Origin of the sequence: Micromonospora sp. CPCC 205739 (assembly GCF_036906795.1) — a bacterium.
In the GTDB taxonomy this organism is placed as follows: Bacteria; Actinomycetota; Actinomycetes; order Mycobacteriales; family Micromonosporaceae; genus Micromonospora.
The window spans coordinates 1-16,967 of the sequence record NZ_JBAKHS010000024.1 but is presented as its reverse complement, the minus strand read 5'-3'; the positions used below and the strand labels follow the sequence as shown (position 1 = coordinate 16,967).

The following is a 16,967-nucleotide window of genomic DNA, read 5'->3' as shown; positions in this document are numbered from 1 at the left end:
ACACCGCAAACTCCGACATCGACCCCGAAGTTACGGTTCCGTCACCTAACCGACCTGGCGCCCCGCCTCCGCGACCCGGGCCAGCAGCAGCGCCTCGGCCAGGCAGACCCGGGCGAACTCGCCGAGGTGCAGGCTCTCGTTCGGGCCGTGCGCACACGCGTGCGGGTCCTCCACACCGGTGACCAGGATCGCGGCCTGCGGGAACATCTCCTGGAAGGTGGCGATGAACGGGATGGAGCCGCCGACGCCGATGTCCACCGGGTCGGTGCCGTCCCAGGCGCTACGGAAGGCTCCCCGGGCGGCGTCGAACATCGGCCCGGAGGCGTCGATGACGCAGGGGTCGCCGTCGTGCTCGAAGGTGACCGTCACCTGGGCGCCCCACGGGGCGTGCTTCTCCAGGTGGGTGCGGAGCGTCTCGTACGCCCGCTTCGGGTCGTCGCCCGGCGCCAGCCGGACGCTGAGCTTGGCCTTGGCGGACGGGACCAGCGCGTTCGGCGCCTCGCCGGTGGCCGGGGCGTCGACGCCGAGCACCGCCAGGGCGGGCTTGGTCCAGAGCCGGTCGGTGATCCGGCCGGTGCCGAAGAGCGCGGCGCCCTCGACCAGCCCGGCCTCGGCGCGGAACCGGTCCTCCGGGTAGTCGACGACGGCGCCCTCCCGACCGACCAGGCCCTCGACGGCCACGTCGCCGGCGTCGTCGTGCAGGGTGGCCAGCAGCCGGACCAGCGCGGTCAGCGCGTCCGGCACCGCGCCGCCGAACATGCCGCTGTGCACCGCGTGGTCGAGGGTGCGCACCTCGACGAAGCAGTTGACGATGCCGCGCAGCGAGGTGGTCAGCGCCGGCACGCCGACGTCCCAGTTGGTGGAGTCGGCGATCACGATCACGTCGGAGGCGATCTCGTCGCGGTGCTCGGCGAGCAGCCGCTCCAGCGAGTCGGAGCCGTACTCCTCCTCGCCCTCGATGAAGAGGACCACGCCGACCGGGAGCCGGTCGCCGAAGGCGCGCAGCGCCGCGATGTGCGCCATGATGCCGGCCTTGTCGTCGGCGGCGCCCCGGCCGTAGAGGCGGCCGTCCCGCTCGACCGGCTCGAACGGGTCGGACTCCCACAGCGACAGGTCGCCGACCGGCTGCACGTCGTGGTGGGCGTACATCAGGACGGTGGGGGCGCCGGGCGGGGCCGGCTTCGTCCCGATCACCGCCGGCTGGCCGCCGGAGCGCACGATCCGGGTGTCGAGGCCGCAGCCGCGCAGCAGCTCCGCGACCGCCTCGGCGGAGCGCTCGACGTGCGAGTGGTCGAAGCCCTCGAAGGCGATGCCGGGGATGCGGACGAGTCGTTCCAGGTCGGCACGGACACCGGGCAGTTCCCGCTCGACGGCGGCCCGCACCTCGGACTCGGACATGATCGGTGTGGTCATGACCGGCATGGTATTCCGCCCTTACCGCGGCGCCCCCTCCGAGGCCGCGTCGCAGCTCCTCGGGTGGCGCACGAAATAGCACGCGGCGTCGTGCGGCAGCGTCGGCGCGCCGTCCACCACCAGGTCGGCGTGCGCGGCGGTGCGGTCGGCGGCGAAGTGCGCCCGCTCGCCGTCGTGCCAGCGGCGCAGCTCGGGCAGGATCTGCGGGCCGTCGCGGTCCAGCGCCCGGGCCCGCCGCAGCGGCGCCGGGGCGGTGACGAACACCGCGAGGCTCAGCTCCGGCCGGATCGCCGCCCGCGCCGCGCTGACCCCCTCCAACAGCAGCACCGGCGCCACCGGCACCGGCAGCACCCGGGGCAGGAAGCCGCGCCGCACCCAGCTGTAGCGCTGGTACCCGCCGGGCCGCCCGGCCCGCAGCGGCGCCAGCACCCGCTCCTCCAGCCGCGACCAGAAGGTGAACTGGTCGTCCCATCCGTCGAGCAGGTCGTCGGTGTGCACGACCGGTGGCCGCGCGCCGCCGGGCAGCGCGGCGAGGGCGTCCGCGAGCCGCGCGGCGAAGACGCTCTTGCCCGCGCCGCTCGGTCCGTCGACGGCCACCAGCCGGGTACGCCCCAGCCGCGCCGGCCGGGCCAGCACCCGCCGGGCCACCGTCGCGTACGCCTCGACGACCGCCACCCGCGGCCGGCCGGGCCCGTCGCCGGCGTCCTCCCGCTCCCCCGTCACCCGGCCGACGCTAGCGCCGCCCGGACGGCCGCCGACGCCCGGCCCGGTGGCCGCCGGCCCTGGTCGCGTCGGGCAATCGCGGTGTTGTCCCCCGTGAGCCTGGTTCCGTCCCCCGCCGGACCGTTCGCCCGCCGGTCGCTCCGGGTGACCGGCATGATCTGGATGTGCTGCATGACGTGATGAGTCCGGGCGTGGACGCCCTGCTGGAACAGGCCCGTGCCGGGCTGCGCCGGCTGAGTCCGCAGGAGACGGTCGAGGCGGTACGGGCCGGGGCCCTGCTGGTCGACATCCGCACCGAGCCGCAGCGCCGCGAGCAGGGTGAGCTGCCCGGCGCGATCGTCATCGAGCGGACGGTGCTGGAGTGGCGGCTGGACCCGGCGAGCGAGTGGCGCATCCCCGAGGCGACCGGGTACGACCGGGAGATCGTCGTGGTGTGCCGGCACGGCTACGGCTCCAGCCTCGCGGCGGCGAGCCTGCAGGCGCTGGGGCTGCGCAACGCGACCGACATGATCGGCGGGGTGCAGGCGTGGCGGGAGGCGGGGCTGCCGCTCTCCGACGAGCCCGCCGACGTACGCCCCTGACGGTGCCGCCTCAGGCGATTGGCGGGGCGCCGGGCGGGATGAACGGCAGGCCCGCCGGCGGGCCGGTCTCGATCAGCCGCCAGAGCGCGTCGGTGTCGAGGTGTTCGGCGACCAGGTCGCCGAGCAGGTCGAGGGAGCGCTCGCGGGCGGCGGCGAAGGCGGTGTCCGGCGCCACCTGGAAGCCGTGCCGCCCGGCCGCCCGGGCCACCTCGGTGAGGAACCGGCGGCGGAACTCGTCGGACTCGAACGCGCCGTGCCAGTGGGTGCCGTACACCGCCCCGAGCCGCGCGCCCTCGCCCTGGCCGTCGGCGTACGTGAGCAGCGGGGGCAGGGTCTCCTCGGCGGTGGAGACGTACCCGTGGTGGATCTCGTAGCCGCGTACCGGGACGCCCCCGGCGGCCGTGCCGACGGCCTGCCGGACGGTCTTGCGCCGGTCGAAGGTGATCTCGACGGGCAGCAGGCCCAGCCCGGGGACGCTGCCCCGGCGGCTCTCCACCGGGTCGTGGATGGCCCGGCCGAGCATCTGGAAGCCGCCGCAGATGCCGAGCACTGGCCGGCCGGCGGCGGCGTGCGCGGTGACGGCGTCGGCCAGGCCGGTCTCGCGCAGCCAGGCCAGGTCGGCGACGGTGGACTTGGAACCGGGCAGCACGACGAGGTCGGCGGCGGCCAGCTCGGCGGGCTCGACGGTCAGCCGGACCCGCACGCCGGGCTCGGTGGCGAGCGCCTCGACGTCGGTGGCGTTGCTGATCCGGGGCAGCCGGACCACGGCGACGTCCAGCCAGTCGGTGCCGCGCGGCGCGGCCGGCCGGCCCAGCACCCGCCCGTACGCCAGGGAGTCCTCGGCGTCGAGCCAGAGGTCGAGGTGCCAGGGCAGCACCCCGTACGTCGGGCGGCCGGTGACCCCGCGCAGCATGTCCAGCCCGGGCTGGAGCAGGCCCAGGTCGCCCCGGAACTTGTTGATCACGAAGCCGGCGACCAGGGCCTGGTCGGCCGGGTCGAGCAGGGCGACCGTGCCGAACATCGAGGCGAACACCCCGCCCCGGTCGATGTCGCCCACCACGATGGTGGGCAGGCCGGCGTGCCGGGCCAGCCCCATGTTCACGTAGTCGCCGGCCCGCAGGTTGATCTCGGCCGGGCTGCCGGCGCCCTCGCAGATCACCACGTCGTACGCCTCGCGCAGCTCGGCCAGGGCCGCGTACGCGGTCTCGGCGAGCTTCGGCCGCAGCTCGCGGAAGTTGCCGGCGGTGACGGTGTCGACGGCCTCGCCGAGCAGGACCACCTGGCTGGCCAGGTCGCTGCCGGGCTTGAGCAGGACCGGGTTGAAGCGCAGGTCGGGGGCGAGCCCGCAGGCCGCGGCCTGCATCGCCTGGGCGCGGCCGATCTCCCCGCCCCGGCCGTCGGGGCCGACGACCACGGCGGAGTTGTTGGACATGTTCTGCGCCTTGAACGGCGCCACCGCGACCCCCTGGCGGTGCAGCCACCGGCAGATGCCGGCGGTGAGCACGCTCTTGCCGGCGTCGGAGGTGGTGCCGGCGACCAGCAGCCCGCCGCTCACCGCCCGCTCCCCAAGCCCGCCCCGGCGTCGACCACGCGCCGGGCGGCGACCGCGGGGCTGACCGGTCGCCGGGCCGTGGTGGAGGCGAACCGTGGACGCAGTGCGCGCAGCGTCCGCCGGCCGGCGGCGTCCACCAGCCGGCCGACGGTCAGCGGGTAGGTCGCGGCGACGGCGAGCGCGGCGAGGCCGACGGCACCGGAGATCCGGGCGGCCCGCTTGAGGTGCCGCGCCTCGGGGCGGGGGCCGTCGCCGAGGAACGGCCGCACCTCGGAGCGGCCGAAGTACACGTTGCGCCCGCCAAGCCGGACGCCGAGGGCGCCGGCCATCGCCGCCTCGCACTGGCCGGCGTTCGGGCTGGGGTGGTCGGCGCGGTCGCGCCGCCACACGTGCCAGGCGCGGGCCCGGTCGCCGTGCGCGGTCGGCGCGACGGCGATGGTGAGCAGCCCGGTCAGTCGCGCCGGGACGAGGTTGAGCACGTCGTCGAGGCGGGCCGACGGGGTGCCGAAGCGGGCGTAGCGCGTCGAGCGGTGGCCGACCATGGCGTCGAGCGTGTTGGCGGCGCGGTAGCCGAGCAGGCCGGGGAGCCCGGCGACCGCTCCCCAGAGCAGCGGGGCGACCACCGCGTCGCAGGTGTTCTCGGCGACCGACTCGACGGTGGCCCGGGCCAGCTCGGACTCGTCGAGCGCGGACGGGTCCCGCCCGCAGAGGTGACCCAGGCGGCTCCGGGCGGCCGGCAGGTCGCCGCCGCGCAGCGCGGAGCCCATCACGCCGGCCTCGTGCCGCAGCGTGCGTCCACCCAGCACCGTCCAGGTGCCGGCGGCCACGAGCAGGCCGCGCAGCACCGGGTGCCGCCGGGTCGCCACGGTGGCGGCGGCGCCGAGCAGCACCGGCGCGCCGACGGCGAGCGTCGTGAAGACCGCTCCGGCGGCCCGGTCGGGGCGGTAGACCCGCCGTTCGAGGGCGCCGGCCGCGCGGCCGAAGCCGGCCACCGGGTGCCAGCGACGCGGGTCGCCGAGCAGGGAGTCCAGGGCGTACCCCGCCACCAGCCCAGCCGCGTTCGCCACGGCGGTCGCCTGACGCACCTCGCACCACCTCCGGCCGGCCAGCCTAGCCGTACGGCGGGGCGGCCGACGCCGCCGCGTCACCACCCCGCCCCCGTCCGTACGCCCCCGTCGGGCCGGAGCCGGGACCACCCCGCCGCTCACCGGCTCCGGCCCGTCGGCTCAGGCCGGCACCGGCACCCGGCCGCGCCCCCGTCGGCCCCGCCCGGCCGGCGCGACGGCGCTCTCCTCCGACGCGGCGTCCAGCTCACCCTCCCCGGCGGCCTCCCCGCCCTCCCCGGCGGCCTCCCCGCCCTCCCCGGCGGCCGGTTCGCCGTCCCCCGGCACCGGGGCCAGCTCGTCGTCGGAGGCCGGGGGGTCGCCGGTCTCCTCGTCGAACGGGTCGGTCAGCCCCTCGAAGCCGGTGCCGGGCAGTTCCACACCGGCCCGGGACGCGGCGAACCCGGAGAACTCGAAGTCGTCGTCGAACGGCCGGTCGTCCGGCGCGGCCGGGGCCTGCTCGTACGGCACCGGCTCGGTCGGCTCGCCCTGGACCCGACCGGCCGCGTCGGCGTCCTCGACGGTGCTGGTGGCCATGGTCGGCTTGTTGCGCAGGAAACGGGCCCGTCCCCGGGACAGGTCGTGCCCGACGGCGATCGCCTCCAGCTCGTAGAGGGTGCGGTGGTTGCCGGCGTCGTCGGTCCAGTCGCGGGTGTAGAGGCGGCCGGCCACCACCACCGGGTCGCCGACCATCACCGAGGCGGCCACCCCCTCGGCCAGCTTGCGCCAGCAGTTGACCCGGACGCGGAGGCTGTTGCCGTCCACCCACCGGCCGCTGTCCCGGTCGAGCCGGCGGGCGGTCGAGGCGACCTTGAAGTTGGCGACCAGGGTGTTGCTCTGCGTGGTGCGGCGCCACTCGGGGGCCGTCAGCACGTTGCCGACGATCGTGACGTAGGTATCGAACATCGTCCCCTCCCAGGGGTTCCAGGGCCTGCCGTGGCGAGTCGACTCGGTGCCGAGCCTGGCCGGGTGGGCGCCGCGGGGCGAGCGCGAGAGGTCCCGGCTGTGGACGACGGAACGGCCTGTGGACAACGACCTGATCAAGGTCCCGGTCTGCTAGGGCCGCTCGGCCCTGGGTGGCCGTACCGGGGGTGACCAGGATCGGAAGGCGGGTTCACGGCGTGGGAACGACCGGATCTGGGTATGGATTTGATCAACCGAGAGCCAGCACGGCACGAGGTCCGATGGGAGAAAGGTCAGTGACGATGATTCTCAGCCCGCGTACCACCGGCTCCGTCCGCACCGAGCGGGAGGTGCGGCGATGAGCGCGGTGACCAACCCGGCGACCGTGGCCGAGTGCCTGCGCGTCGGCGCCGGCTTCTCGCAGGGTGACCGGAACTGGATCGTGGAGCAGTTCGCGACCCTGGACGCGCGGCTCGCCGCGTTCCACGCCGACGCCACCGAGCTGGAGGTGTCGGTCAAGGACCGCGAGGCGCGCGGGCAGAAGGTCACCCTGGAGTGCTGGATCGCCGGTCGGCAGAAGATCGTGACCACCTCCAGCGAGGAGGACCTGCGCGCGGCGCTGCACGACGCCCGCGACGACCTGCGCCGGCGGCTCAACGACGCCAAGACGCGGCAGGAGCCCCGGCACAACAAGCACATCCGGGAGATGGGTCAGCCCGGCCCCGACCAGGTGGCCGACGCCGACGTCGACCTCCCCCGGGCCGACGCCGAAACGGCCTGAGCGGCGCACCGGCCGTCCCCGTCCGACCGGTGCGACCGGACGGGGACGGCAACGGGGGCTACCGCCCGGTAGCTTCCGGGCGTACCGTCGCCTTCGTGGAACCGGACGTGCTGGGGCCGCCGTACGAGCGGCAGACGATCGACCTGGGCACCGACGACGAGGGACCGGTGGTCGCCACCCTGGTCCGGCGGCGCGCGGAGCGCCCCACCGGGCGGGCCGTGCTCTACGTGCACGGTTTCGTCGACTACTTCTTCCAGACCCACGTCGCCGACTTCTTCGCCGAGCGCGGCTGGGACTTCTACGCACTCGACCTGCGCAAGTACGGTCGCAGCCTGCTGCCGCACCAGACCCCGAACTTCTGCCACGACCTCGGTGACTACTTCCCCGAGCTGGACGCCGCCGCAAAGATCATCCGCGAGGACGACGGGCACGACACCCTGCTCGCCATGGGCCACTCCACCGGCGGCCTGATCCTCTCGCTCTGGGCGCATGCCCGACGCGACGCCGGCCTGGTCGACGGGCTCTTCCTGAACAGCCCGTTCTTCGACATCAACGCCCCCTGGGTCATCCGTCGACCCCTCGCGGCCGCCGTCTCCCGGCTGGGCCGCCGCGCGCCGCAGCGCGTCCTCCCCTTCGGCCTGGGCACCGTGTACGGCGAGAGCCTGCACGCCGAGCACCGCGGCGAGTGGACGTACGACCTGGCCTGGAAGCCGCTCGCCGGGTTCCCCGTCCGGGCCGGCTGGATCAACGCCATCCGCACCGCCCAGCGGCAACTGCGCGCCGGGCTGGAGATCCCGGTACCGGTGCTCCTGGCCTGCTCGACCCGCAGCTTCAAGGGCACCAAGTGGCAGGATGCCGCGGCCCTGGCCGACGCCGTCCTGGACGTCGAGCACATGGTCCGCTGGGCGCCCCGGCTCGGCCGCCACGTCACCCTGGCCCGCTTCGACGGCGGCATGCACGACCTGACGCTCTCCGGCCCCGCCGTACGCGAGAAGGTCTTCGCCGAGGTCGGGCGGTGGGCCGAGGCGTTCCTCGGCGCGGGTCCGACGGACGCCGGCCCCGCCGCGACGGAGTCCGGCGCGACCACGGTCCCGGGCAGCCGGGAGCCGGCCGGGGAGAGCGAGCCCGCGGAAGCGACGCAGGCCGGCTGACCGGTGCTCAGCCGCCGGTCGGCAGCTCGGCGGTGATCCGGTCGAAGGTGGCGACCGGGTGGCCGCCCTCGCCCGGCAGCACCAGGCCCAGGCAGCGCAGCCCGACCTCGCCCGTCGCGTCGGCCCGCACGCCGAACACGGGCGCGCCGACGTACCCGGCGGGCAGCTCGCCGGTGATCCGCAGGCCGTCGTCCGCGCGGACCGCCCGCTCGACGGCGACCTCCAGCGGGCGTGAGCCGTCGTCGCGGACACCGAGCGCCAGCACGATGGCGGAGACCGGCTCCGCGCCGATCCCGGCCACGTCGTCCGCGCCGGCCGCGACCGCGTCGGGCACCGGTTGGGTACGCCAGCGCCAGCCCTGCCCGGCCGCCCGCTCGTGCAGCTCACCGGTCGGCAGCACCGCCACCCCGAGATCGGGCCGGTGCGTCCACCGGTCGGCGAAGTGCGGCAGCACCAGCGCGTCCGGCGCCACCCCGGCCGGCTCGGTGACGCTCGGCCGCAGCCCGACCTCCCCGGCCTCGACCCGGGTCACGACGTCGGCGGTCAGCAGGTACTCCCCCGTGCGATGCGCGAAGAGGAACGCGGTCCCAGCGGGCCCGTCGTCGGTCGGCCCGGCCGGGCGGATCGGCAGGATGGCCCGCCCCAGGAGCTGGCACAGCTCGTAGGCGACCTCGTTCTCGGCGTCGGGTTCCAGCAGCACGAAGCCGAGGGTACGGGGCGCGCCTGCCCGTAACCGGGATGACCGCGGCGGCGGTGGCGTGCGACGCTGATCACCGCGCCGCCGCGGGCACCCGTTCCCCCGCGGCCCGGGGGTGCGGCGGTACCCTCTTGGCGCGACACGCACGCCGCGCGCCCGTAGCTCAGCGGATAGAGCAGGGGACTTCTAATCCCAAGGCCGCAGGTTCGAATCCTGCCGGGCGCACCACCGTCACCGCAGGTCAGCGGCTTTCCGCTCCCGGTCGAGACGATCACCGCGGCCTCCGTACCGCCATTCGTACAGCCAAGTCAGCCGAAGAGGTGCCTCGCGGCCTCGTCCACGGCGGCCCGTTCGATCTCGGGCAGGACGTGGGCGTAGGTGTTCATCGTCAGCCGATTTGACTGTGCCCGAGCACCTTCATCACCGTCCGGGGCGAGGCACCGGAGACGAGCAGGAACGTCGCGCAGGCGTGCCGCAGGTCATGCAGCCGCAGCCAGTCGAGGCCGGCCGCCGCCCGGATCTTGTGCCACGTCCGGTCGATGTGGTCCGGGTCCATCGGCGTACCGACCTTAGACGGGAAGACCAGGCCGTGATCCTGCCAGCGCTCCCCCGCCGCCAACCGGTCGGCGGCTTGCTGACGGCAGCGACCAGAAGCTACCCGCCATCCTCGCCGAGGCGATCAGGCAGACAGCCGCCCTACACGAAGACACCTGCCATCTTGACGAGCCCGGCACCCCGTCCGCGACGGTCATCATGCTCCGGACCAATCGTGACCACCTTGAGCACCTGGTGCTCGCCGACTCCGTGCTCGTACTCGACCAGGCCGACGACGCACCGCTCGTCATCAGCGACGACCGCGAGGCAGAGATTGGACGGCACTATCGGGCCACAATGGACATTCTCCCCAACGGCACACCGGAACACGACCAGGCCCGCCGCGACTACGTGCAGGCCCTGCGCGCCCACCGCAACAAGCCCCGCGGATTCTGGGTTGCCGCCGCCGACTCAAGAGCCGCCGACGAGGCGGTGATGGGAAGCCGACCGATCAAGGACGTGACAGCCGCAGCGCTGCTCAGTGACGGAGCCGGCCCGGCTTACCGACCGCTTCGGCCTCACCGACTGGACCGGCCTCCTGACGATCCTGCACGACCACGGCCCAGCCGAGCTGATCCGCCGCGTTCGTGCCGCAGAAGACTCCGACCTACAGGGCGAGCGCTGGCCCCGTGGCAAGGTTCATGACGAGGCCACCGCCGCCTACTGCACGCAACTGCTCGACGCATAGCGTCGCGGTCCTGTCTAGTTCCACCTGATGCTTGACGAATCCGTCCCAGCACATGCACGACAGTCAGCCTTGGTTCCTCGGTCGTCCTGGTTACGGTCGGTGACATCTGAGTGCCTGCGGGCGCACTCAAACTCAGGCAGAGAACGAACCATTGCCGCCAAGACGCCATGCACGAGGGGAAGGCCGCCCAGCTCGCTGATCCCGACCCATGCGATGTCGTCATGCTCGTCAGGTGCACGGTTGGTCGGAGAGCCAACCCAGTCTTCAATTTGCCAGACGCCCACGTGAACCGCGTCCTCGCCATTGCCGGCATGCAAGACGCCCAACCGTGAAGCGGACTCCGCCACAATGTGAACACCGAGCTCCTCGTGCATCTCACGCGCGAGGGCTTGTAGTTCCGACTCACCCGCTTCGACCTGCCCCCCGGGCAGATCCCAGACATCTGGGTATGCCCGTTTGGTCGGCCTGCGGTGTACTAGCAGGACCGCGCCGTTTTCAACGAGTGCGCCTGTGACGACGACATGCATGGCGGGATTAGAGCACAGGGATAGGACAAGCTCGTTCCAGCCAAAGGGGACGCGGCCATGCCGCGATTCGCGCCCGGGTCGCGGACCGGACGTGAGCGTCAAGCTGTCCCGTGACGGGACACATAGCGTCGCGGTCCAGACTGCCGAATTGCGCTCTATCAGATCAAGGCGGCCCGCAAGCGGGCCGCGCCGGCCCGGCCCCGGCCTGCTGGCGACCTCCGGCCGGCATCGGCCGGGCCGGTCGGCCACGCTTGAGAGTCACAGGATCGGAAGACCTCGGGGCTCCGCCCCGAACCCCGGCCCTCCTCAGAGATCGGCCGCGGATCACCTCGCCGGGCACCACAAGGGCTACCAGCCTCCCCGGAAGGGGAGATCCGCTCTATGACTCCCCATCCCAACCCAGCGCACCGGGCAAGCTGTGGATGAAGTCAGCGCGTTTGGTCTCCAGTGCCGCTACACGCTCCAGCAGGTCACGGAAGTCCTGACGTTCGTCGGAGTTCATCTGGCCGAGCAGGTAGGCGATCTCTTCCAAGGTATTCAGAGCAGTGCGCTCTGCATCCCGGCCTGACTCAACGGACTCGACCAAGGTGACCATTGCTGCTACGAGGGCCCTGACAAGGTGGTCGACGATCACGCGTCCCCCTCCGCGTTCGGGTGCAATGCTGGCGTCGCTGGGCCCTACAACTGGTCATCAGCGCCGAGGTTCGGCATGAACGGCGAGCCGGGGCGCTCCGGCTGCCATCCCCGCTCAAGCGCCTGCCGGATGGCGCTTGCGACCACCGAAGGGAGTACCGGAGAGGCCGCAGCGTTTATCCAGTTGTCCGGACGAGGTGATGCGAGCTGGACGACAAGGGTGGCGCAGTCAGGCAAATCCGCCCGCTCAACGGCGAAGCTCAGCGGTGACCAGGTCAAGCCCTGGCTGTATGTCGGCTTCCGGCGGACGAGCCAGCGATAGCGGTTGCCATCGACAACGATGGGCCGACTGCCCCGCTTGTTCAGCGCCACTGATCCTCCAGCCATGCCCACGCGGTTCCCTGCGCCGTACAGCCATTCGTACAGCCAAGACCCCCGGCCCACGCCGACCAGAACCGACACCAGCGGACCAGACCAGCAGCGGCACCGTACCCCGACCAGCCATCCGCGATCTTCTTCTAATCCCAAGGCCGCAGGTTCGAATCCTGCCGGGTGCACCCATGTCACCGCAGGTCAGCGGCTTCCCGCTCCCGCAGAGGTTGTACCCCCCGAAGCGGCTCGACAGGTCCGAGAGCGGCCAGCGCACATTGCGGAGTGTGCCTAGTCCCACCAAACGCTTGACGGTTGGCCTAGATTCACGTCCACGAAAAACCCCCGGTGACAGGCCCGCGGCCCGCGCGGGCTATCACGATCGGCTGGATCGAGACGGGCGTTGGGGAGGACGGGGATGCAGGTCACGGTACGTGCGGCGACGGCGGCCGACGCTGCGGCGTTAGGCGGCCTCCGGTGGCGCCGGCTGACCGAGGAACGCGGCTATACCGGAACAGACCGCGCCGCCTTCATGGAGCTGTTCTCCGCTTGGGTCACAGACCATCTCTCGACCCACTTGCCCTTCCTGGCTGAGACAGACGGTGACGTGGTCGGGATGGCCTGGCTGATGGTCGCCGACCGGGTACCGACTCCCGCACGTCGACGTCGTCAAAGCGGTGACGTCCAGTCGGTGTATGTGGTCCCTGAGCTGCGTGACAGCGGGATCGGTGCGGTGCTGCTGAAGGCCGTGTTGGCCGAGGCGCGCAAGCTGGACCTGGAGCACGTGACCGTCCACTCCAGCAAACGCGCAGTGCCCTTCTACCAGCGGGTGGGCTTCCAGCACGACCAGCGCTGGCTCCGCTGGCAACCGGAGTGAAGGTACCTCGCCAAAGGCGGCCCGCAAGCGGGCCAGGGAGAACCGTTGGCAGCCCTGGCGGCAGGCGGCGCCTTCGCCCTCGGGCGTACGAGGTGGCGCATCGTCACGTCCTACTCATCCGGGTCCCACGCCAGGAGCAGGTCGAAGAGACGTCGGTCGGTCGCCGTGCAGCTTCAGCGAGTCCACCGGAATACGGCCGTAAAAGGCCAGGACCAGCTCACTGGCGGTGCCCCGGAGGGAGGCGTCGGCCGCGTCCGGGTCCTCGCCGGCAGCGGTGGCGGGCATTGTGCCGGGCGTGGGCAGGCGGGCGGCCCGTGCGCCGTCGGCGGAGAGCCAGTTGCGCCAGGAGCGGCCCTCGGTGGCGTGGTAGTCGACGGCAGCGGGCTCGTGCGGCCAGGCGGCCGTCGTTGCGCAGCAGGTGGACAGGAACTCGTCGACACCGTCGAGTGCCACCTCGTCCGGCAGCGGCTGCGGGGCGCCCAGGGTGACCTGAGCGTCGTAGGTGTGCACCGCGATCTCCTGGAGCTGGTGCCGGGCGACGGCACCGCAGGTCTGCGGCGACTGCGACGTACCCCACCACGTCCAGCAACCGCGATCCGGGCCGGCCTCCCGCAGTGCGTCCAGTAGCTGCTGCGTCGATGCGGCCGACCAGGCCAGCAGAGCCTCGCGCTCCCGAGGCGCAGCCGGACCCTCCGATGAGGACTTGGCCGAGGCGGTAGGCCCTGCGGCGATGGTGGCGGCCCAGGAGCGGCGCCCCTCGCCCAGGTGCTGCACCAGATCGAACAGCGTCCACTCGGGGCAGGTCGGCACCTGCACGTCGAGGCTGGGCGCGGAGGCGACCGCGGCGCGGAAGGCCGTCGATCGTTCGTCGATCAACCGCAGCAGAGCGGGGAACTCCAGAGTCTTTTCCACTCCGGCTGTCTAGCACCGTGCTCCGGCAACCGGACAGCGATTTTGAGCCGCTCTTCACCTTCTCGGCCGAGCGTCAGCCGGCTGCCGCTTCCGACCCGCCTCAGGCCGATTCCGAGCTCGGCGGCAAGGAGCGACCCAAGCGTCAGGCGCAGTCAAGCCTGCCAACCCCCGGTCCAGACGATCACCACGGCCCTGTACAGCCACTGGTGCACCTACTCCTTCAGGTATCCGGTGGCGGGGTCGATCTCAGCGAGGAAGTCGCGGATGGCCTCCTCCATCTCAGGCACGGTCATTGCGCCGCCGTCAGCTCTGCTGATGCCGAAGCCGTAGTCGTGCGGCCCGCTGAGCCAGTCGAAGTCGTACTCGCCGGGCTCTTCAGCACGCTCACGAATGCGAAAGTCCTGCCCGTCGACCGTCATCAGGACCGGATCCTTGGCGTAACGGGGTCGGGTGTGCTCGGGCGCGAGGCCGGGCTCCGGTTCGGTTGACATGCCTGCTCCTTCCTCCGCCACCCGCTGCACGCTTGAATCCTGCCGGGCGCACCACCGTCGCGGCAGGTCAACAGCTTGCCTCTCCCGGCCGAGATGATCATCGCGGTACCGTACCGCCATTCGTGCAGCCAGGTCATCCGAAGAGGTACTTTGCGGCCTCGTCCGCGGCCGCCCGAGCCACCAGGTCGGCAGACTCCTCTCTCATCCGGGGTTCCCTGGGGCGGGCGATCAGCACGAAACGGCCTAGAAAGGGCCAGCATCGGGCGGTTCACCCAAAGAGCGCAAGCGGCCCACTTATCGCACCAGCGCCCCAGACGTCTCAAAACCCGGAAAACCTTCCGATACGGCATGAGTCGTCCTAACGTTTCGTCGTGGCTCGCCTCCTGAGCCGCCCAGAAGGGAGTGAGGGATCATGTCGATGAGCTTTCTGACCAAGATCGCCGGTGGGGTGGCACTGGGCAGCGCCGCCCTGCTGCTCAGTGCGCCGGCCGCCGCGCTCGCCGCGCCCGACGAGACACCCAAGGAGCCCAAGGCCACGAGCGAGGGGCAAAAGACGAAGAGCCAGGGGCAGACGTCGAAGAAGAAGAAGCCAGACGACAAGCCCCAGACGTTCAGCCTGCGCGACAAGGAGGGGAACGGCGTCACCTGTGCCACCAGCAGGCAGGTCAACAAGCTGAACGTCTCCAACATCATCAGTGACAACACCATCACTGACAGCGTCGTCGTGTTCAATCAGGCCGCAGCTGGTGCGACGTCGAACACAGGCGGCCAGCTCCTCATCGTCTGCATCCGCGACCTCGACGTGGAAGCGGATGTGGAGACCGACCTCCTGGGCGACCTTCTCAAGATGGTCGAGACCGGCATCGGCGGGGTCGGCGCGCCGGCAGGTCAGCGTGCCGGCAGCCTTCCCGCGACGGGCGGCGCGTACGCGGGTCCGGAGGGGGCCTGGGCGCTCCCGAGAACGGGCGGCGTCGCTGCCGGTGACGGTGGCGCGCTCTCCGGCACCAACACCGGTGCTCTGACGGCGACCGGTGCCGGCATGCTGGGCGTGGCCGCACTCGGTGGCATCGCGCTGCTGCGTCGGCGGTCCGCCAATGGCACCCCCGCCTGAGGCGGCCAGAGGCGCCAGCGGCCGCCACGGTTTTCCGTGGCGGGCCGCCGGCCTCGTCCTGGTCGTCCTTCTCACGCTCACCGGGGCAGGGCTGATCGGGCTCGCGGCCATGGCTCCTGAGCCGGTCCGACCACCACAGCCCGACTCCGCCGCCGCACCGCCGTTCCTGCTCTCACCGGTGGCGGGGGAAACCACCGCACCGGAACCGGCCCCGAGCGCGGCCGGCGCGTCGCCGGCCGCCAGCCTGGCGGGCGAGGCCCGCGGCCGCCCCGTCGAGGGTCGCGGGTCCGCCGCGACCCCTCCGTCTCCTGCACCGGCAGGGGCCGGAATGCCGCCCTCACCACCGACCCGAATCAAGATCCCGCGAATCGGCGTTGACGCACCAACGACTCCGCTCGGGCTGGATCGCAACCAGCAGATCGCGGTCCCGCCGCTCCAGCAAGCCAACGCAGCCGGGTGGTACAAGCTGGGACCCAGCCCCGGCGAGGCCGGAACCGCGGTGGTGGTGGGCCACGTCGACTCCCGCGCCACCGGGCGTGCGGTCTTCTTCCGGCTGGGTGCGCTCAAGCCGGGAGACACCATCGAGGTGCTTCGCAAAGACGGCAAGAAGGCCCGGTTCACCGTCGACGGGGTGGTCCGCTACCCGAAGAAGAAGTTCCCCTCCGCGCTGGTCTACGGCCACACCGGCAAGGCACAGCTCCGGTTGATCACCTGTGGTGGCGACTACGACAAGGCGGCGAAATCGTACAAGGACAACATCGTGGTGTTCGCGAGTCTGGCCACGGGCCGCACCGCCTGAGGCCGGCACCGCTTCACGCGAGAAGGACGACCAGAACGGGGCCAGCGGCCGCCACGGGGAAACCGTGACGGCCGCTGGCGCTCCTGGTGGCCTCAGGCGGCCAGCCCACCGGCTAGCCGACGCTGTGGAGCAGATCAGTCCTCCAGCTCCAGCTCCAGGTCCACGTCGCCGATGCAGACGTTGGTGCGCGGTCCACCGCCCTGCTGGTTTTCGTTCGTCGCGTCAACGTCTGCGTCCTGGTCGATGTCGACATCGCTGTCCTCGATGTCGTTGCCGACGACGAAGTTGCCGACGAACACCTCGTTGGACTGCTTGTTGTTCCCGCAGAAGACGCTGCCGCGGTCCCGGTCCTTGGAGTCCCCGTACCCGTCGGACGCGAACGCGGCGGCGGGCGTACCGAGCAGCAGGGCGGCGCTCCCCAGCGCCACCCCACCAGCGAGCCTGGTCAGAAACTTCTTCGACACGTCCCTCACTCCCTCCTCTGGCTTGGCTCTGGAAGGCGAGCCACGACAAACGTTAGGAACACTCATGTTCGTTTGAGAGGGTTTCCGCGTTTTTGGAACAAGCACACTTCCGGATGGTATGTCTAGTTGTTGGCGACCTCAGGCCATCCGCCGGGTGATGTGTTGTCTGAGCCGACCTGTACCGCGTGCACCCGAAACGGCTTCCTGGGAGAGCCGCTGGTGCAGTCATCGACATCCGCTTGACGCAGGGCGATGAAGGCGAGGCGCTGGCTCGATCGCCGATCTTGACCGGGGCTCGGCTGCCGTCTACCACCACCCGGGCCATCGCCATGTTCGACGGACCATGGTGGCCCGGTGGAACGCCGGGAAGGCGAGCACGGACGGATGAGCACCGGACGAGCACCCGGGATCCGAAGTGGAGCCGGACCCCGGCATGGCCGAGCTTGCGGAGCAGTTGGCTGTCAGCGTTGCCACCGCGTACCGCGGTCTCGCTCTGCATGACCCGGGTCTGGTCATCGGCCAAACTGGACGCGGGGCCTAGTAGTGCTTTGTTAGGTTCGGTGGCGTTTGTTGCGGTGTAACGGTTTCACGGGTTGGT

At 72.0% G+C, this 16,967-nt stretch carries 19 protein-coding genes, 1 tRNA gene and 1 pseudogene; 8 read left to right on the top strand and 13 right to left on the bottom strand.

Annotation, left to right across the window (positions count from 1 at the left end; genetic code table 11):
• Positions 1-45: 45 nt before the first annotated feature.
• A complete protein-coding gene (locus V6U88_RS25970) occupies positions 46-1,398 on the bottom strand; it encodes a dipeptidase (RefSeq protein ID WP_334457011.1) in 1,353 nt (450 codons plus the stop codon).
• Positions 1,388-2,309 (bottom strand): annotated as a pseudogene (locus V6U88_RS25965) (uridine kinase family protein); the annotation flags it as partial. The pseudogene V6U88_RS25965 and the gene V6U88_RS25970, both read right to left, overlap by 11 nt.
• 6 nt (positions 2,310-2,315) lie before the next feature.
• Between V6U88_RS25965 and V6U88_RS25960 the strand changes: the two are divergent.
• Entirely contained in the window at positions 2,316-2,717 is a 402-nt protein-coding gene (locus V6U88_RS25960; protein WP_334457010.1) for a rhodanese-like domain-containing protein, read from the top strand.
• A gap of 10 nt (positions 2,718-2,727) precedes the next feature.
• On the opposite strand, the gene V6U88_RS25955 is transcribed toward V6U88_RS25960, so the two are convergent.
• The 3 genes from V6U88_RS25955 to ssb all read right to left on the bottom strand — a co-directional run bounded on the left by V6U88_RS25955 (position 2,728) and on the right by ssb (position 6,278).
• Entirely contained in the window at positions 2,728-4,272 is a 1,545-nt protein-coding gene (locus tag V6U88_RS25955) for a cobyric acid synthase (protein ID WP_334456929.1), read from the bottom strand.
• A complete protein-coding gene (locus V6U88_RS25950) occupies positions 4,269-5,354 on the bottom strand; it encodes a cobalamin biosynthesis protein (RefSeq protein ID WP_334456927.1) in 1,086 nt (361 codons plus the stop codon). The genes V6U88_RS25955 and V6U88_RS25950 overlap by 4 nt, the downstream gene beginning before the upstream one ends.
• A gap of 141 nt (positions 5,355-5,495) precedes the next feature.
• Positions 5,496-6,278 carry a single-stranded DNA-binding protein gene (gene ssb / locus V6U88_RS25945; protein ID WP_334456925.1) on the bottom strand — a complete coding sequence of 261 codons (783 nt, stop codon included), beginning with the start codon at positions 6,276-6,278 and terminating at the stop codon, positions 5,496-5,498.
• A 355-nt stretch (positions 6,279-6,633) separates the two neighbouring features.
• Between ssb and V6U88_RS25940 the strand changes: the two genes are divergently transcribed.
• Both V6U88_RS25940 and V6U88_RS25935 read left to right on the top strand, forming a co-directional pair.
• Positions 6,634-7,056, top strand: coding sequence for an HPF/RaiA family ribosome-associated protein (locus tag V6U88_RS25940; RefSeq protein ID WP_334456923.1), 423 nt, complete (start codon positions 6,634-6,636; stop codon positions 7,054-7,056).
• Positions 7,057-7,151: 95 nt separating this feature from the next.
• On the top strand, positions 7,152-8,207 hold the full coding sequence (locus V6U88_RS25935) for an alpha/beta hydrolase (RefSeq protein WP_334456922.1): 1,056 nt from the start codon (positions 7,152-7,154) through the stop codon (positions 8,205-8,207).
• Between the two features lie 7 nt (positions 8,208-8,214).
• Here the strand turns inward: V6U88_RS25935 and V6U88_RS25930 are convergent, their stop codons facing one another.
• Complete coding sequence (locus tag V6U88_RS25930) at positions 8,215-8,907, bottom strand: hypothetical protein (protein ID WP_334456921.1); 693 nt, start codon at positions 8,905-8,907, stop codon at positions 8,215-8,217.
• Between the two features lie 149 nt (positions 8,908-9,056).
• Here V6U88_RS25930 and V6U88_RS25925 point away from each other — a divergent pair.
• A tRNA-Arg gene (locus tag V6U88_RS25925) sits at positions 9,057-9,132 on the top strand.
• Between the two features lie 160 nt (positions 9,133-9,292).
• Here the strand turns inward: V6U88_RS25925 and V6U88_RS25920 are convergent.
• Positions 9,293-9,523: a tyrosine-type recombinase/integrase gene (locus V6U88_RS25920; protein WP_442934695.1), complete on the bottom strand. Its 231-nt coding sequence runs from the start codon at positions 9,521-9,523 to the stop codon at positions 9,293-9,295.
• Between the two features lie 456 nt (positions 9,524-9,979).
• On the opposite strand from V6U88_RS25920, the gene V6U88_RS25915 reads away from it, so the two are divergent.
• Positions 9,980-10,186, top strand: coding sequence for a hypothetical protein (locus tag V6U88_RS25915; RefSeq protein WP_334456916.1), 207 nt, complete (start codon positions 9,980-9,982; stop codon positions 10,184-10,186).
• A 14-nt stretch (positions 10,187-10,200) separates the two neighbouring features.
• Here V6U88_RS25915 and V6U88_RS25910 read toward each other — a convergent pair whose 3' ends face one another.
• The 3 genes from V6U88_RS25910 to V6U88_RS25900 form a co-directional block, all read right to left on the bottom strand.
• On the bottom strand, positions 10,201-10,713 hold the full coding sequence (locus V6U88_RS25910) for an NUDIX domain-containing protein (protein WP_334456913.1): 513 nt from the start codon (positions 10,711-10,713) through the stop codon (positions 10,201-10,203).
• Positions 10,714-11,092: 379 nt separating this feature from the next.
• Positions 11,093-11,347 carry a hypothetical protein gene (locus V6U88_RS25905; protein ID WP_334456912.1) on the bottom strand — a complete coding sequence of 85 codons (255 nt, stop codon included), beginning with the start codon at positions 11,345-11,347 and terminating at the stop codon, positions 11,093-11,095.
• A 44-nt stretch (positions 11,348-11,391) separates the two neighbouring features.
• Complete coding sequence (locus V6U88_RS25900; RefSeq protein ID WP_334456910.1) at positions 11,392-11,718, bottom strand: hypothetical protein; 327 nt, start codon at positions 11,716-11,718, stop codon at positions 11,392-11,394.
• A 415-nt stretch (positions 11,719-12,133) separates the two neighbouring features.
• Between V6U88_RS25900 and V6U88_RS25895 the strand changes: the two genes are divergently transcribed.
• Positions 12,134-12,592: a GNAT family N-acetyltransferase gene (locus V6U88_RS25895; RefSeq protein WP_334456909.1), complete on the top strand. Its 459-nt coding sequence runs from the start codon at positions 12,134-12,136 to the stop codon at positions 12,590-12,592.
• Between the two features lie 114 nt (positions 12,593-12,706).
• On the opposite strand, the gene V6U88_RS25890 is transcribed toward V6U88_RS25895, so the two are convergent.
• Both V6U88_RS25890 and V6U88_RS25885 read right to left on the bottom strand, forming a co-directional pair.
• Positions 12,707-13,504, bottom strand: coding sequence for a maleylpyruvate isomerase family mycothiol-dependent enzyme (locus V6U88_RS25890; RefSeq protein WP_334456908.1), 798 nt, complete (start codon positions 13,502-13,504; stop codon positions 12,707-12,709).
• A 212-nt stretch (positions 13,505-13,716) separates the two neighbouring features.
• Positions 13,717-13,995, bottom strand: coding sequence for a hypothetical protein (locus V6U88_RS25885; RefSeq protein ID WP_334456907.1), 279 nt, complete (start codon positions 13,993-13,995; stop codon positions 13,717-13,719).
• Between the two features lie 418 nt (positions 13,996-14,413).
• Here V6U88_RS25885 and V6U88_RS25880 point away from each other — a divergent pair, with 418 nt between their 5' ends.
• Together V6U88_RS25880 and V6U88_RS30400 are read left to right on the top strand one after the other, a co-directional pair.
• Positions 14,414-15,106 (top strand): hypothetical protein, encoded by a 693-nt coding sequence (locus V6U88_RS25880; RefSeq protein ID WP_334456905.1) that lies wholly within the window; start codon positions 14,414-14,416, stop codon positions 15,104-15,106.
• Positions 15,107-15,434: 328 nt separating this feature from the next.
• Positions 15,435-15,905, top strand: a complete 471-nt coding sequence (locus tag V6U88_RS30400) for a class F sortase (protein WP_442934694.1) — start codon at positions 15,435-15,437, stop codon at positions 15,903-15,905.
• Between the two features lie 134 nt (positions 15,906-16,039).
• On the opposite strand, the gene V6U88_RS25870 is transcribed toward V6U88_RS30400, so the two are convergent.
• Entirely contained in the window at positions 16,040-16,369 is a 330-nt protein-coding gene (locus V6U88_RS25870; RefSeq protein WP_334456901.1) for a hypothetical protein, read from the bottom strand.
• Positions 16,370-16,967: the final 598 nt, after the last annotated feature.

What these genes read in the sequence shown, in the direction of transcription:
- V6U88_RS25970 (WP_334457011.1), bottom strand. Translation starts at nt 1,398, where the DNA reads ATGTCCGAGTCCGAGGTGCGGGCCGCCGTCGAGCGGGAACTGCCCGGT.
- V6U88_RS25960 (WP_334457010.1), top strand. Translation starts at nt 2,316, where the DNA reads ATGAGTCCGGGCGTGGACGCCCTGCTGGAACAGGCCCGTGCCGGGCTG.
- ssb (WP_334456925.1), bottom strand. Translation starts at nt 6,278, where the DNA reads ATGTTCGATACCTACGTCACGATCGTCGGCAACGTGCTGACGGCCCCC.
- V6U88_RS25940 (WP_334456923.1), top strand. Translation starts at nt 6,634, where the DNA reads ATGAGCGCGGTGACCAACCCGGCGACCGTGGCCGAGTGCCTGCGCGTC.
- V6U88_RS25910 (WP_334456913.1), bottom strand. Translation starts at nt 10,713, where the DNA reads ATGCATGTCGTCGTCACAGGCGCACTCGTTGAAAACGGCGCGGTCCTG.
- V6U88_RS25895 (WP_334456909.1), top strand. Translation starts at nt 12,134, where the DNA reads ATGCAGGTCACGGTACGTGCGGCGACGGCGGCCGACGCTGCGGCGTTA.
- V6U88_RS25885 (WP_334456907.1), bottom strand. Translation starts at nt 13,995, where the DNA reads ATGTCAACCGAACCGGAGCCCGGCCTCGCGCCCGAGCACACCCGACCC.
- V6U88_RS25880 (WP_334456905.1), top strand. Translation starts at nt 14,414, where the DNA reads ATGAGCTTTCTGACCAAGATCGCCGGTGGGGTGGCACTGGGCAGCGCC.
- V6U88_RS30400 (WP_442934694.1), top strand. Translation starts at nt 15,435, where the DNA reads ATGCCGCCCTCACCACCGACCCGAATCAAGATCCCGCGAATCGGCGTT.